The 13,556-nt window shown below is 72.3% G+C and carries 12 protein-coding genes; 3 read left to right on the top strand and 9 right to left on the bottom strand.

The window, feature by feature from the left end; all coding sequences use genetic code 11:
- Nucleotides 1–93: 93 nt before the first annotated feature.
- Nucleotides 94–2,823: a phosphoenolpyruvate carboxylase gene (gene ppc, locus ACZ3ZE_RS33340; RefSeq protein WP_361171843.1), complete on the bottom strand. Its 2,730-nt coding sequence runs from the start codon at nt 2,821–2,823 to the stop codon at nt 94–96.
- Between the two features lie 234 nt (nt 2,824–3,057).
- Between ppc and ACZ3ZE_RS33335 the strand changes: the two genes are divergently transcribed.
- Nucleotides 3,058–4,047: an acyl-CoA desaturase gene (locus tag ACZ3ZE_RS33335; RefSeq protein WP_361171840.1), complete on the top strand. Its 990-nt coding sequence runs from the start codon at nt 3,058–3,060 to the stop codon at nt 4,045–4,047.
- Complete coding sequence (locus ACZ3ZE_RS33330) at nt 4,044–4,724, top strand: TetR/AcrR family transcriptional regulator (RefSeq protein ID WP_361171838.1); 681 nt, start codon at nt 4,044–4,046, stop codon at nt 4,722–4,724. Before ACZ3ZE_RS33335 ends, ACZ3ZE_RS33330 begins: the two co-directional genes overlap by 4 nt.
- A 52-nt stretch (nt 4,725–4,776) precedes the next feature.
- Here ACZ3ZE_RS33330 and ACZ3ZE_RS33325 read toward each other — a convergent pair whose 3' ends face one another.
- Entirely contained in the window at nt 4,777–5,076 is a 300-nt protein-coding gene (locus ACZ3ZE_RS33325) for a VOC family protein (protein ID WP_467261734.1), read from the bottom strand.
- Complete coding sequence (locus ACZ3ZE_RS33320) at nt 5,076–5,912, bottom strand: trans-aconitate 2-methyltransferase (RefSeq protein WP_361171832.1); 837 nt, start codon at nt 5,910–5,912, stop codon at nt 5,076–5,078. Before ACZ3ZE_RS33320 ends, ACZ3ZE_RS33325 begins: the two co-directional genes overlap by 1 nt.
- A gap of 178 nt (nt 5,913–6,090) precedes the next feature.
- On the opposite strand from ACZ3ZE_RS33320, the gene ACZ3ZE_RS33315 reads away from it, so the two are divergent.
- On the top strand, nt 6,091–6,588 hold the full coding sequence (locus ACZ3ZE_RS33315; protein ID WP_046906954.1) for a MarR family winged helix-turn-helix transcriptional regulator: 498 nt from the start codon (nt 6,091–6,093) through the stop codon (nt 6,586–6,588).
- On the opposite strand, the gene ACZ3ZE_RS33310 is transcribed toward ACZ3ZE_RS33315, so the two are convergent.
- From ACZ3ZE_RS33310 to ACZ3ZE_RS33285, 6 genes are all read right to left on the bottom strand, one after another.
- A complete protein-coding gene (locus tag ACZ3ZE_RS33310) occupies nt 6,547–7,272 on the bottom strand; it encodes a response regulator transcription factor (protein WP_361171829.1) in 726 nt (241 codons plus the stop codon). The genes ACZ3ZE_RS33315 and ACZ3ZE_RS33310 overlap by 42 nt on opposite strands.
- Before the next feature lie 274 nt (nt 7,273–7,546).
- A complete protein-coding gene (galK, locus tag ACZ3ZE_RS33305) occupies nt 7,547–8,701 on the bottom strand; it encodes a galactokinase (RefSeq protein WP_361171826.1) in 1,155 nt (384 codons plus the stop codon).
- A complete protein-coding gene (gene galE / locus ACZ3ZE_RS33300) occupies nt 8,698–9,669 on the bottom strand; it encodes a UDP-glucose 4-epimerase GalE (protein WP_442305753.1) in 972 nt (323 codons plus the stop codon). The genes galK and galE overlap by 4 nt, the downstream gene beginning before the upstream one ends.
- A gap of 8 nt (nt 9,670–9,677) precedes the next feature.
- Nucleotides 9,678–10,724 (bottom strand): galactose-1-phosphate uridylyltransferase, encoded by a 1,047-nt coding sequence (galT, locus tag ACZ3ZE_RS33295; protein ID WP_361624982.1) that lies wholly within the window; start codon nt 10,722–10,724, stop codon nt 9,678–9,680.
- 172 nt (nt 10,725–10,896) lie between these two features.
- Nucleotides 10,897–11,571: a response regulator transcription factor gene (locus ACZ3ZE_RS33290; RefSeq protein ID WP_361171820.1), complete on the bottom strand. Its 675-nt coding sequence runs from the start codon at nt 11,569–11,571 to the stop codon at nt 10,897–10,899.
- Between the two features lie 125 nt (nt 11,572–11,696).
- Complete coding sequence (locus tag ACZ3ZE_RS33285) at nt 11,697–13,520, bottom strand: outer membrane protein assembly factor BamB family protein (RefSeq protein ID WP_361171817.1); 1,824 nt, start codon at nt 13,518–13,520, stop codon at nt 11,697–11,699.
- Nucleotides 13,521–13,556 lie beyond the last annotated feature (36 nt).

Genomic DNA, 13,556 nt, shown 5'->3' with positions numbered 1-13,556 from the left:
GGCCCGGCGGTACCGGCGGCGCACGCCGTCATGACAGTGCCCCCGCGGGGAGATCCCGCGGGGGCACTGTCGTGTCCGGTTCCGGAGGGGCCGTCAGCCGGTGTTGCGCAGGCCGGCCGCCACGCCGTTCACCGTGAGCAGGAGCGCGCGGGAGAGCAGCGGGTCCGGGTCCTCGCCGCGCTCGGCGGCGGACCGCTGGCGGGCGAGCAGGGCGACCTGGAGGTAGGAGATCGGGTCCAGGTAGGCGTCGCGGATGGCGAAGGTCTGCTGGAGCGCCGGGTGGGAGTCGAGCAGCCGCTCGCCGCCCGTCACCTTGAGGACCTCCTGGACGGTGAGGGCGTGCTCGGCCTCGATGGTGTCGAAGACGTGCTTGAGGTCGTCCGGGACGAGGGTGTCGACGTAGTGGCGGGCGATCCGCAGGTCCGTCTTGGCCAGCGTCATCTCGACGTTGGAGACGAAGTTGCGGAAGAAGTGCCAGTGTTCGTGCATCTCGCCGAGGACGGCGTCCAGGCCGGCCTCGCGGAGCGCCTTCAGGCCGGAGCCGACGCCGAACCAGCCGGGGACGATCTGCCGGGACTGGGTCCAGCCGAACACCCACGGGATGGCCCGCAGTCCGTCGAGGCCGGCGCCGGAGTCGGGGCGGCGCGAGGGGCGGGAGCCGAGGTGCAGGTCGGCGAGCTGGTCGACCGGGGTGGCCGCGAAGAAGTACGCGGGCAGGTCCGGGTCCTCGACCAGGCGGCGGTACGCCGAGTGGGCGGCGTCCGAGACGGTGTCCATGGCCGCGTCCCAGCGGGCCAGCGCCTCGTCGGACTGGCGGGGCGCGGTGTGCAGGGCGGAGGCCTGGAGCGTGGCGGCGACCGTGAGTTCCAGGTTCTCCCTGGCCAGCGACGGGATGAGGTACTTGTCGGAGATGACCTCGCCCTGCTCGGTCACCTTGATCTCGCCCTCCAGGGTGCCCCAGGGCTGGGCGAGGATCGCGTCGTGCGAGGGGCCGCCGCCGCGGCCGACGGTGCCGCCGCGGCCGTGGAAGAGGCGCAGGCGCACGCCGTAGCGGTGGGCGACGTCGCGCAGCCGGCGCTGGGCGCGGTGGATCTCCCACTGTGAGGTGGTGATGCCGCCGAACTTGGAGGAGTCCGAGTAGCCGAGCATGACCTCCTGGACGTCGCCGCGCAGCGAGACGAGGCGCCGGTAGGAGGGGTCGGCCAGCATGTCGTTGAGGATGACGTCGGCGGCCCGGAGTTCGTCGGTGGTCTCCAGGAGCGGCACGATGCCGATCTCGGCCCAGCCGGCGTGGAGGTCGATCAGGCCGGCCTCGCGGGCGAGGACGGTGGCGGCGAAGACGTCGTCGGCGCCCTGGCACATCGAGATGATGTAGGACTCGATGACCTCCGGGCCGAAGCGCTCGAAGGCCTCCTTGACGGTGTGGAAGACGCCGAGGGTCTTCTGCCCGGCCGCGTCGAGCGGGGCGGGCGTGGGCGCCAGCGGGCGGCGCGACCTGAGCTCCTTGGCGAGCAGCTTCTGCCGGTAGTCGCGCGGCATGTCGGCGTACCGCCAGGACTCCTCGCCGAGCCGGTCGAAGAGCTGGCCGAGGGCGTGGTGGTGGGCGTCGGCGTGTTCGCGTACGTCCATGGTGGCGAGCTGGAGGCCGAACGCGGCCAGGGTGCGGATGGTGCGGTCCATCCGGCCGTCGGCGAAGAGGCCGCCGCGGTGCTCGCGCAGCGAGGTCTGGATCAGGGTGAGGTCGCGCAGGAGTTCGGCGGTGCCGAGGTAGTCGCGGCCCTCGATGTGCGGGGTGCCGGTGGCCAGGCGCTCGCGGGTGTTGACCAGCTTCTGGCGGACGCAGGTCGCCTTGAGCCGGTAGGGCTCCTCGGCGTTGAGGCGCTTGTAGCGGGGGCTGATCTCCGGGAGGCGCTCCAGGTCGGCCTGGAGGGAGTCCAGGAGCTCCTGGGTGGCGCCGGTGTAGCGGATGGAGTTGGAGAGCAGTCCGCGCAGGAAGTCGACGAGTTCGAGGGCGTCGGTGATGCCGTGCTCGTGCTGGAGGATCAGCACGTCCCAGGTGACCTGCGGGGTGACGTTGGGGTTGCCGTCGCGGTCGCCGCCGATCCAGGTGCCGAAGGTGAGCGGGCGGGTGCCGGAGGGCAGTTCGAAGCCGACCCGCTCCAGCTCGGCGGCGAGGTCCTCCAGGACGTCGCCGACGGCGTTGGCGTGCAGTTCGTCGAGGTAGTAGATGGCGTTGCGGGCCTCGTCGGCGGGCTCGGGCCGCACGACGCGCAGCTCGTCGGTCTGCCAGATGAGGTCGATGTTCTCGGCGAGCCGGAGGTCGTGGCGGCGCCGGTCGGCCTCGATGACCGGGGTCTCCAGGAGCGCGGCGATGCGCCGGAGCTTGTTGAGGACCGAGCGGCGGGCGGCCTCGGTGGGGTGGGCGGTGAACACCGGCCGTACGTTGAGGTTCTTGATCGTCTCGCGTACGTGGGCGGCGTCGCCGTCCTTGAGCATGTCGGCCGTACGGGCGAGCAGGCCGCCCTCGGCGGCACGCCGCTCGCGCATCTCGCGGCCGCGGTGCACCTGTTCGGTGACGTTGGCCAGGTGGAAGTAGGTGGAGAAGGCGCGCACCAGGCGGGCGGCGGTCTCCAGCTCGACGCCGCGCAGCAGCTCGGCGGCGGCCTCGCCGTCCTCGCGGGTGAGGCGGCGGACCTTCTCGACGAGGTCGAGGAGCTCCGGGCCCTCCTGGCGGACGAGCGTCTCGCCCAGCAGGTCGCCCAGTCGGCGGATGTCGGAGCGCAGTTCGGCGCTGGCTGTGGAGGTCTGGTCGGCACTGCTCACAGGTGCGGCTCCTTGCAGTGTTTGAGCACGTCTGGAGGGGTACTGGAGGCTTGCGGACCGCGCTGTCCGACGCACCCAGGATAGGTGTCCGGTTCGGCGGCACGGGCAACGCCCCGGCTTAGACACTCTTGCCGGGCGCCGACGCGCTGCCATACTTACGTCGCCGTAGGTTACGGGACCGTAGCCTCGGCTTCCTTCGTACGCACCCTCACCCTCACCCCCCAGGGGACACCCATGACCATCAGCCCCGAGGTGACCTCGGAATCCGCTGCCGAGGCGGGCGGGTCCGCCCCGGACCTGCCCTCCGCCACGCTGGGCGGTGACAGCAAGCGTTCGGTCGAGCAGATCACGCTGCTGCTGTTCATCACGGTGCCCTTCCTGGCCCTGGTCGCGGCGGTGCCGCTGGCCTGGGGCTGGGGGGTGAGCTGGCTCGATCTGGGGCTCATGACGGCGATGTACTACATCGGCTGCCACGGCATCACGATCGGCTTCCACCGCTACTTCACGCACGGCTCGTTCAAGGCGAAGCGCCCGCTGCGGATCGCGCTGGCCGTCATGGGCTCGCTGGCGGTCGAGGGGCCGCTGGTGCGCTGGGTGGCGGATCACCGCAAGCACCACAGGTTCTCGGACGCGGAGGGCGACCCGCACTCGCCGTGGCGGTTCGGTGAGACGCTGCCGGCCCTGATGAAGGGGCTGTGGTGGGCGCACATCGGCTGGATGTTCGACGAGGAGCAGACGCCGCAGCACACGTACGCGCCCGATCTGATCAAGGACCCGGCGATCCGCGTGATCTCCCGCCAGTTCGTGCTGTGGACCGTGGTGTCGCTGGCGATCCCGCCGGTCGTCGGCGGTCTGGTGACGATGTCGTGGTGGGGCGCGTTCACGGCGTTCTTCTGGGGTTCCCTGGTCCGGGTGGCGCTGCTGCACCACGTCACCTGGTCGATCAACTCGATCTGCCACGCGGTGGGCAAGCGCCCCTTCAAGTCGCGTGACCGCTCGGGCAACGTGTGGTGGCTCGCGGTGCTGTCCTGCGGCGAGTCCTGGCACAACCTGCACCACGCGGACCCGACCTCGGCCCGGCACGGTGTCCTGCGGGGGCAGGTCGACTCCAGCGCGCGGCTGATCCGCTGGTTCGAGCAGCTCGGCTGGGCGTCCGACGTGCGCTGGCCGGCCGCCTCCCGCATCGAAGCCCGGCGCCAGAGCGCGCCCGCCGACGCGGCATGATGGAAGACGTGGCGAACGACGGCAGTACAGGCAGTACGAGCGAACCGAAGCCCCGGCGTGGCCGCCGGGTGAGGATGACGGGCGCCGAGCGCCGCGAACAGCTCCTCGACATCGGTCGCACGCTGTTCGCGGAGAAGGGCTTCGAGGGCACGTCGGTGGAGGAGATCGCGGCGAAGGCCGGGGTGTCCAAGCCGGTGGTGTACGAGCACTTCGGCGGCAAGGAGGGCCTGTACGCGGTCGTGGTGGACCGGGAGATGCGCCAGCTCCTGGACATGGTGACGGGCGCGCTGACCGCCGGTCACCCGCGCGAGCTGCTCGAACAGGCGGCGTTCGCGCTCCTGGACTACATCGAGCGCTACACGGACGGCTTCCGGATCCTGGTCCGGGACTCGCCGGTGGCGCAGTCGACGGGCACCTTCGCCTCGCTGATCAGCGACATCGCCACGCAGGTGGAGGACATCCTGGGCCTGGAGTTCAAGGCCCGGGGCTTCGATCCGAAGCTGGCCCCGCTGTACGCGCAGGCTCTGGTGGGCAGCGTGGCGCTGACCGGCCAGTGGTGGCTGGACGTGCGCAAGCCGAAGAAGGCGGAGGTCGCGGCGCACCTGGTGAACCTGGCCTGGCACGGCCTGGACGGCCTGGAGCAGAAGCCGCGGCTGATAGGGCACCGCAAGAGCTGACGGGACCGGGGACGGGGGTGTCGCACGCGCGTGCGACGCCCCCGTCCCCGTATCAGTCGACGGGCTCCAGGAACTCCGGCCGATGGCTGCCGTCCCGGACGAGCGTGCCCCCGTGTCTCTCCAGCCGGGCCGCGAAGTCGCGCATCCCGGCCGCCCGCACCCCCGGGCCGGCCTTCCGGGCCGGCCGGAAGCCGGGCTTCTCCCCGGGGTGGAGCCGGACGGCGCCGCCGGTGGCGAGGACCGGCGGTTCGGGGATCTCGGTCAGGCCTAGGTCGCCCGCGCAGGAGGCCCGCAGGAGGTCCTCGCTGCCGGCCGGAGCGGCGAGCCGGACGGGATCGACGGCGATTAACATCAGGCGGCCTTCCTTGCCAGGGCGAAGATCCTGCGGAACGGGAACGCGGTGCCGTACGGGCCCGGCGGGTAGGCCTCGCGGAGCCGTTCGCGGTACTGGCCGAGGAAGGCCTCGGTGGCGGCGCGGTCGTCCCTGAGGGTGGTGAGCACGGGGCGCAGGGCGGTGCCCTTCACCCAGTCGAGGACGGGGTCCTCGCCGGTGAGCAGCTGGTGGTACGTGGTCTCCCAGACGTCCGTCTCGCAGCCGAGGTCGGCGAGCCGGTGGAGGTAGTCGGCTGGTTCGAGGATGTGGACGAAGCGCCGTCCCTGGTCGCCGATCCGGTCCCGCCACTCGGGCGTCTCGCAGAGTTCGCCGAGGAGGGCGTGGCTGGGTGCGTGGAAGTTGCCGGGGACCTGGAAGGCGAAGACGCCGCCGGGGCGCAGGCCCGCGATCCAGGGGGCGAAGGACTCGGGGTGGTTCGGCACCCACTGCAGGGCCGCGTTGGACACGATCAGGTCGTACGGTTCCTCGGGCGTCCAGTGGGCCGCGTCGGCCGCCCGGAAGTCGATCCAGCCGCCGCCGGAGGTGGTGCCCGCCCAGTCCTTCTCGGCCCGCTCCAGCATCTCGGGCGAGAGGTCGAGGCCGGTGATGTGGGCGTCGGGCCAGCGGTCGGCGAGGAGTGCCGTGACGTTGCCGGGGCCGCAGCCCAGGTCGGCGATCCGGGCGGGCCTGCCCTCGGCGTCGGGCAGCCGCGGTATTCGTGCGAGCAGATCGATGAACGGGCGGGTGCGATGGCCCGCGTGACGCAGGTACTGCTGTGGGTCCCATGTCGGTGCGGCGGATTCCACGGAATGCATGTTCGAAGCCCCCTTGCTGGAACGAGTTGCCGAAGCGGAACGGAGTTCCGGCCCGGTCCCTTCCCCATAGTCAAGGAGACTATATCTCTACGTCAAGATTCTCGTTATCAAGATACTTGAAATAGAGAGACTTAATACCAAGAGACTTTATGTCAACAGACCCTCTACACTGATCGTCATGGAGGACGAGGTCGACCGGCTGGTCGCTGCATGGCGCCGAGAGCGCCCGGACCTCGACGTGGAACCGCTCGAGGTCCTCAGCCGTGTCTCACGCCTGGCCCGGCACCTCGACCGCGCCCGTCGACTCGCCTTCTCCGAGCACCAGCTGGAGCCCTGGGAGTTCGACGTCCTGACCTCGCTCCGCCGGGCCGGCGCGCCCTACCAGCTCTCCCCCGGCCAGCTGCTCACCCAGACCCTGGTCACCTCGGGCACCATGACCAACCGCATCGACCGGCTCACCAAGAAGGGCCTGGTCGAACGGCTGCCCGACCCCAGCGACCGGCGCGGCGTCCTGGTCCGCCTCACCCCCGAGGGCCGCGACCGCGCCGACCAGGCGCTCGCCGGGCTCCTCGCCCAGGAACGGGCCATCCTGGCCCGCCTCTCGCGCACCGAGCGCGGCGAACTGGCCGCGCTGCTACGCCAGCTGACCGCCCCGTTCGACAACATCCCCGGCTAGCACCCCGGCCGGGTCCTCCGCCGGGCCCACCCCGGCCCGGCGGGCCAGCGCCACGGCGGCGAGCGTCGAATGCACGCCCAGCTTGCCCAGCACGTTCTGCATATGGGTCCGGACCGTGTGCGGCGACAGGAACAGGCGCTCCGCGACCGCCTTGCGCCCGAGACCGGCCACCATGCAGCGCAGCACCTCCCGCTCGCGCGGGGTAAGCGACTCCACCAGACGCTCGCTCTCCGTCCGGTGCTTGCGGGCCTCCGTCAGCTCCCGCAGCACGCCCGTGAGCAGCGCCGGCGGCAGATGCGTCTCGTCGCGCAGCACCCCGCGCACCACGGCGAGCAGCCGCTGGAGCGAACAGTCCTTGGCCACCCACCCCCAGGCGCCGGCCTGGAGCGCGAGCGCCGCCCGCTGGGCGTCGTCCTTCTCCGCGAGGACCACGCTGCGCAGCCCGGGCCGCCCCTCGCGGACCCCCGCCACCAGCGCGATCCCGTCGCCGCCGCCCAGGTCGGCGTCGACCAGCATCACGTCGAAGCGGCGCCCCTCCCCCGCGCCGCGGTCCAGGCAGCGCAGTGCGGCCGGGCCGCTGCCCGCGGCGATGACGTCGACGTCGGGCTCCGCCGCGAGGGCGGCTGCGAGCGACTCGGCGAAGACGCGGTGGTCGTCCACCACCAGAACCCGGATACGGGCCACGGACACCCCCAAGTGTCGAGGAACGGCCCGGCGCGGGCACGACGCCGGGGGCGGGTCCGTCGATCGCACGGCCGCCGCCGTGCCTTGACAGTTACCCCGCCCCGGGCGCCGTACCCGGCGGGTCTCGATACCCCTGATCAGCACCGGCCCCCACCGGCGCTGCGCACCAGGGTAAGGGTGCGGCGCGCCGGCGGAGGCCGAATCGCGGAACTGTGCGTACCTGTGGGAAGTCGAGGCCGTCAGCCGACCCGTCGGACACCCGACGGACCATCCGTCAGGCCACCCGCCGGGCGCCCGCCGAGGGGACCGCGGGGAAGACGCCCGGGGTGGCGAAACCCGCCTCGGCGAAGGCCTTCCCGACGGCGGCGGCGACCGTGTCCGCCGCGTCCGTCGCCACCAGGACGATCGCCGAGCCGCCGAAGCCGCCGCCGGTCATCCGGGCGCCGAGCGCGCCCGCCGCGTTCGCCGCCTCGACGGCGAGGTCCAGTTCGGGGCAGGAGACCCGCAGGTCGTCGCGGAGCGAGGCGTGCCCCTCGGTGAGCAGGGCGCCCACCGCGTGGGGGTCGCCGGCGTCGAGGAGGGCGATCACCCGCTCGACGCGGTCGTCGTCGGAGACGACGTGCCGGACATAGCGGCGAACCGTTTCGTCGTCCAAACGCGCGAGGGAATCGGACAGTTGCGCGGCCGATACGTCGCGCAGCGCGCGCACCCCGAGCGCCCGCGCACCGGCTTCGCACCCGGCGCGCCGCTCGGCGTACGCGCCGTCGCCGAGGGCGTGCTTCACCCGGGTGTCGACGACCAGCAGGCACAGCCCCCGGGCGGTGAGGTCGAACGGCACCTGCCGGTACGACAGGTCGCGGGTGTCCAGGTACAGGGCGTGGCCCTCGGTGGCGCACGCGGAGGCCATCTGGTCCATCACCCCGCACGGCACGCCCACGAAGGCGTTCTCCGCCCGCTGGGCGAGCACGGCGAGCTCCGGCCGGGAGAGCCCGAGCCCGAACAGGTCGTTCAGGGCGAGGGCCGTGACGACCTCCAGGGCGGCGGAGGAGGAGAGCCCGGCGCCGGTCGGCACCGTCGACGCGAGGTGGATGTCCGCGCCGGTCACCGGGTGCCCGGCCTCCCGCAGCGCCCAGACCACCCCGGCGGGGTACGCGGCCCAGCCGTACGCGGAGGCCCCGGACAGCGGCTCCAGGGCGGCGACGTCGAGCTGCACGACACCGCCCCCGACATCGGCGGAGTGCAGCCGCAGCACGCCGTCGTCCCGGCGGGAGACGGCCGCGACGGCCGTGTGCGGCAGAGCCAGCGGGAGTACGAAACCCTCGTTGAAGTCGGTGTACTCGCCGATCAGGTTGACCCGCCCGGGAGCGGCCCAGACCCCGTCGGGAGCCGCTCCGTACAGCGCGCCGAACTCCGCCGCGACCGTGCTCATGCCTGTCCCTGCTCCTTCTTGCGGGTGAACGCCCAGGCGTCCTCGACGATGGCCGCCAGATCCGGGCGGGACGGGTTCCAGCCGAGGCGCTCGCGCGCCGTGTCGGCCGAGGCGACGAGCACGGCCGGGTCACCGGCGCGGCGCTCGGCCATGACCTCGGGCACCGGGTGGCCGGTGACCTTGCGAACGGTCTCGACGACCTCCCGCACGGAGAAGCCGTTGCCGTTGCCGAGGTTGCAGATCAGGTGCTCGCCCGCGGTCATCGCGTCCAGGGCCAGCAGGTGCGCCTCGGCGAGGTCGGCGACGTGGATGTAGTCGCGGACGCAGGTGCCGTCGGGCGTCGGGTAGTCGTCGCCGTAGACGTTGATCGCCGCGCGCTGCCCGAGGGCGACCTGGAGGACCAGCGGGATGAGGTGCGACTCGGGGTCGTGCCGCTCACCGCACTCCTTGTAGGCGCCGGCCACGTTGAAGTAGCGCAGCGAGACGGCGGCGAGGCCGTGCGCGGCGCACTCGCCGGTGATCATGTGGTCGACGGCCAGCTTGGTCGCGCCGTACGGGTTGGTCGGCGCGGTCGGCGCGGCCTCGGTGATCGGCACGGTCTCGGGCTCGCCGTAGGTGGCGGCGGTCGAGGAGAACACCAGGCGGCGCACGCCGGCCTCGCGCATGGCGGCGATCAGCGCCATGGTGCCGCCGACGTTGTTGTCCCAGTACTTCTCCGGCTTGGCGACGGACTCGCCGACCTGCGAGAAGGCGGCGAAGTGCAGCACGCCGTCGTAGCTGGAGTCGAGCCAGCGGGCGGCGTCCTGGATGCGCCCCTCGATGAACTCCGCCCCGGCGGGGACGCCCTCCCGGAAGCCGGTGGAGAGGTCGTCGAGGACGGTGACCTGGTGTCCCGCCTCAAGGAGGTGGGCGGCGACCGTGCCGCCCACGTAGCCGGCTCCACCGGTCACCAGGTATTTCGACGTCACTGCCTTGCTCAACTGCTTGCCACCTCTCGGAGTCTGTCGGCCGCGGACTCCGGCGACACGTCGTTCATGAACGCGCCCATGCCCGACTCGGTGCCCGCGAGGTACTTCAGCTTGCCAGAGGCCCGGCGGACGGTGAAAAGCTCCAGGTGCAGGGCGAACTCCTCGCGCCCGGCGCCGGTGACCGGCGCCTGGTGCCAGGCGGCGATGTAGGGCGTCGGGGGCTCGTCCGTGCCGAAGATCCGGTCGAAGCGCCGCAGGAGTTCCAGATAGATCCGCGGGAACTCCGTACGGGCGTCCTCGTCGAGCTCCGTGAGGTCGCCGGCCCGCCGGTTCGGGTAGAGGTGCACCTCGTACGGCCAGCGGGCGGCGTACGGCACGAAGGCGGTCCAGTGCTCCCCGGCGAGCACGACCCGCTCGGCGGACCGCTCCCGCTCCAGGACGTCGTCGAAGAGGTTGCGTCCGGTGGCGGCGCGGTGCGCGACGGCGTTGCGGAGCATGGTGGCCGTGCGGGGCGCGGTGTAGGAGAGGGCGTAGATCTGGCCGTGCGGGTGGGCCAGGGTGACGCCGATCTCGGCGCCCCGGTTCTCGAAGCAGTAGACCTGCCGGACGCCGGGGCGGGCGGAGAGTTCGGCGGTGCGGTCGGTCCAGGCGGCGAGGACGACTCCGGCGCGCTCCTCGGTGAGGTCGGCGAAGGAGGACCGGTGGTCGGAGGTGAAGCAGACCACCTCGCAGCGGCCGTCGGCGCCGGAGAGGGAGGGGAAACGGTTCTCGAAGACCGCCACCTCGTACGCGGCGGCCGGGATCTCGCTCTGCCACTCCTCGGTGGAGGGGCAGAGCGGGCAGGTGTCGGCCGGCGGGTGGTAGATCCGGCCCTGCCGGTGCGAGGCGATGGCCACGTCCTCACCGAGGACGGGGTCGTGGCGGACCTCGGAAGCGGAGACGACGGGGGTCAGCGGCCGGCGGTCGACGGCGTCGCGGGCGGCGGCGGGCGCGTCGCCGGAGTCGAAGTAGAGGAGCTCACGCCCGTCGGCGAGGTGGGTGACGGTCTTCCGCACGGCGGGCTTCTTCAGGGCGGTCTTCTTCACGGCGGGCGGCCTCCACAGCCTCCATCAAACAGAACCACCCATAAAAAACCACAATCAAACATCGAAGGTCAACACTCAGCCCCACCCGGCCACCCACACGGGGGAACGGGGGGGCAGGGTCTCCGGGTGTACGGAGGGTGGACTACGCCCGCTGCACCGGCACCCGGTCGAGCAGACCCGTCCGCGCCGCCAGCGCCGCCGCCTCAAGACGCGAACCCACGCCCAGCTTCATCAGCACCCGCTGCACATGCGTCCGCGCCGTGCTCGGGGCGATCGCCATCCCCGCCGCGATGACCTGGGTGTCCTCCCCCTCCGCCACCCGGACCAGCACCTCCGCCTCGCGCGGGGTGAGCAGCCGCAGCAGCCGCAGCCCCTCGTCGTCCGGCTGCGCCGCCGGGTTGAGCAGCTCCGCGAAGGCGCTCTGGAGCAGCTGCGGCGCGATCGCCGCCTCGCCCGCGCGGGCCTTCACCAGCGCCCGCTCGACCCCCTCTATGCGCTCGTCGTGCCGGACGTAACCCGAGGCCCCGGCCGCGAAGGCCGCCGCGATGCCGCGCGGCGAGGGCACCGGCCCGAGCACCACCACGGCCACCTGCGGGCGCTCCCGTTTGATCCGTACGACCGGGTCGAAGGCACCCGGTTCGGCCGGCGCCGAGGTGCCCAGCAGACAGACCTCCGGCGCGCGGCTCACCACCAGCTCCGCCGCGCCCGCCACCGGCGCCGCCGACGCCAGCACCCGGTGCCCGCGCAGCTTCAGCGCCGAGGCCAGCGCCTCCGCGTGCAGGCGGTGGTCATCGACCACCACGAGCCGAACGCCCATCGATGTGGCCCCCATATCTCCCCGATCCCCCCGGACTGTCGAATTCTTCGCCGGGCAGGCCCCTATGCAAACAGCCCGGCGCACCGATGTGAATCGGTGCGCCGGGCCGGTCCGGTGACGGAACGTCAGCGGGTGCTGTACCCCACCACCAGGTACTCCTTGGTGGAGGAGGCGGAGCGCGGCTTGTCGATCATGACCTCGGACAGGAAGAGCCGCCCGTCCGCGTAGTCGATCTCCGCGTAGTCCGAGGAGAAGGACCGCTCGGGGCTGTTGATGCCCTTCTCCACCGGGTTCTCCAGCAGCGTGGTCTCCTTCATGGTGCTGCCGTCGATGGAGACGATCTTCCCGCCCTTGTCGTAGGGGGGCAGCTTGTACGCGATGACGGCGCCGCCGTCCATGCGCAGCGGCACCAGCGTGTAGCGGTCGCCCGCGTCCGCCTTCGCGGGCACCGGCTTCCCGCTGGCCAGGTCGAACGCGACGATCTCGTTGGTCTCGTCGCCGTACTCCCCGGTGCTGCCCTCGTGCTCCTCGGTGGGCAGGTAGAGCCGCCCGTTGCCGACCACGACCTTGCTGCAGTTCTCCACCTCGGTGGAGCGGCAGCGGGCCGCGTAGCGCTCGGAGTCCGCGGTGATCTTCGCCTTCAGCTTGCCGGTCTTCTCGTCGAGGGAGAAGAAGTCCGAGATGCCGGAGCCGTCGGTCGCGGTGTCGCCGACGTCGGCGGCCACCACCAGCGGCTTGGTGGAGACGACCGAGGCGTAGTCGGTTCCCGCGGGCATCTTGAACTGCGAGATCGGGGCGCCCGTGGTCGGGTTGAGGTTCTGGATCAGCACGTACTGGCTGCCGTACGGACCGCACTTGCGGGCCGCGACCAGGCCCTCGCCGCCGCCGTACCCCATGTCGTAGCAGTTCTCGGAGTTGGTCTGCGGCTTCCAGCGGGGGTTGCCGTTGGCGACGTCGAAGGCCGCGCCGCCGTCGGTGCCGCCGGCCGCGACGGTCGCGCCGCTGAGCGTGACCTCACTGAACTTGGCCTTGCTGTCACCGGCGGAGCCGCCGGTGACGGAGGTCGACCAGACCAGCTTGCCGGTGGTGAGGTCGATCAGGCCGACCTCGGTGCACGGCTGGTAGTTCTTCGGGGGCAGCCGCTTGGTCGCCTCGAACAGGATCGGGGTCTTCCCGTCCGCGGTGACGTGCGAGGAGGCGCCGCAGACCTGGCCGGTCAGCGGCAGCGTCCACAGCACGGTGCCCTTGTCGAGGTCGTACGCGACGACCGAGTTGACCCCGGTCTTCACGTACGCCTTGTCGGTGATCCAGGAGCCGGAGACGTCGGTGACGTCCTCGACCTTGGGCTGCGGCAGCTGGACGGTCATCTTCGCCGAGGTGTTCGACGGGGCCTTCTCCTTGCCGCCCCCGCCCGTACCGCCGCCGGAACCGGTGTCCGCGCCGCCGTCGGTGGTGGCGCCGGAGGTGCCCTTGGCGTCCTTGCCCTCGTCACCGCCGCCGGAGTTCGCGTACCAGACGCCGCCGCCGATGATCAGCACGACGGCGACGGCCGCCGCGATGAGGATCTGCATCTGCGTCGACAGCTTCTTGCCGCCGCCGGAACCCGGCGGGGGCGTCTGCTGGTACTGGGGGTACTGCGGCTGGGTCGGGTAGCCGTACGGAGGCTGCTGCGGCTGGCCCGGCTGCTGCTGCGGGTAGCCGTACGGGGCCGCCTGCTGCGGCTGCGTGGGCGGCTGCGGCGGGTAGCCGTACGGCGGCTGGGCGGGCGGCGGCGTCGGCTGCCCCGGCTGCTGCGGGTAGCCGTACGGCGGCTGCTGCGGCGGGGGCGTCGGGGCGCCGAAGCCGCCCGGCGGGGGGTCCTGCGGGGCGCCGAACCCGCCCGGCGGGGGGTCCTGCGGCGCGCCGAAGCCGCCCGGGGGCTGGTTCGGCGGTGGCGGTGGCTGCGTCATGGCGTGGGTACCTCGGAGTGGGGAAGGGGACGGGAC

The sequence above is a fragment of the Streptomyces sp. NPDC023157 genome (assembly GCF_055560575.1).
Note: the sequence above shows the minus strand (reverse complement) of the source record. Positions and strands in the feature narration are given on the sequence as shown.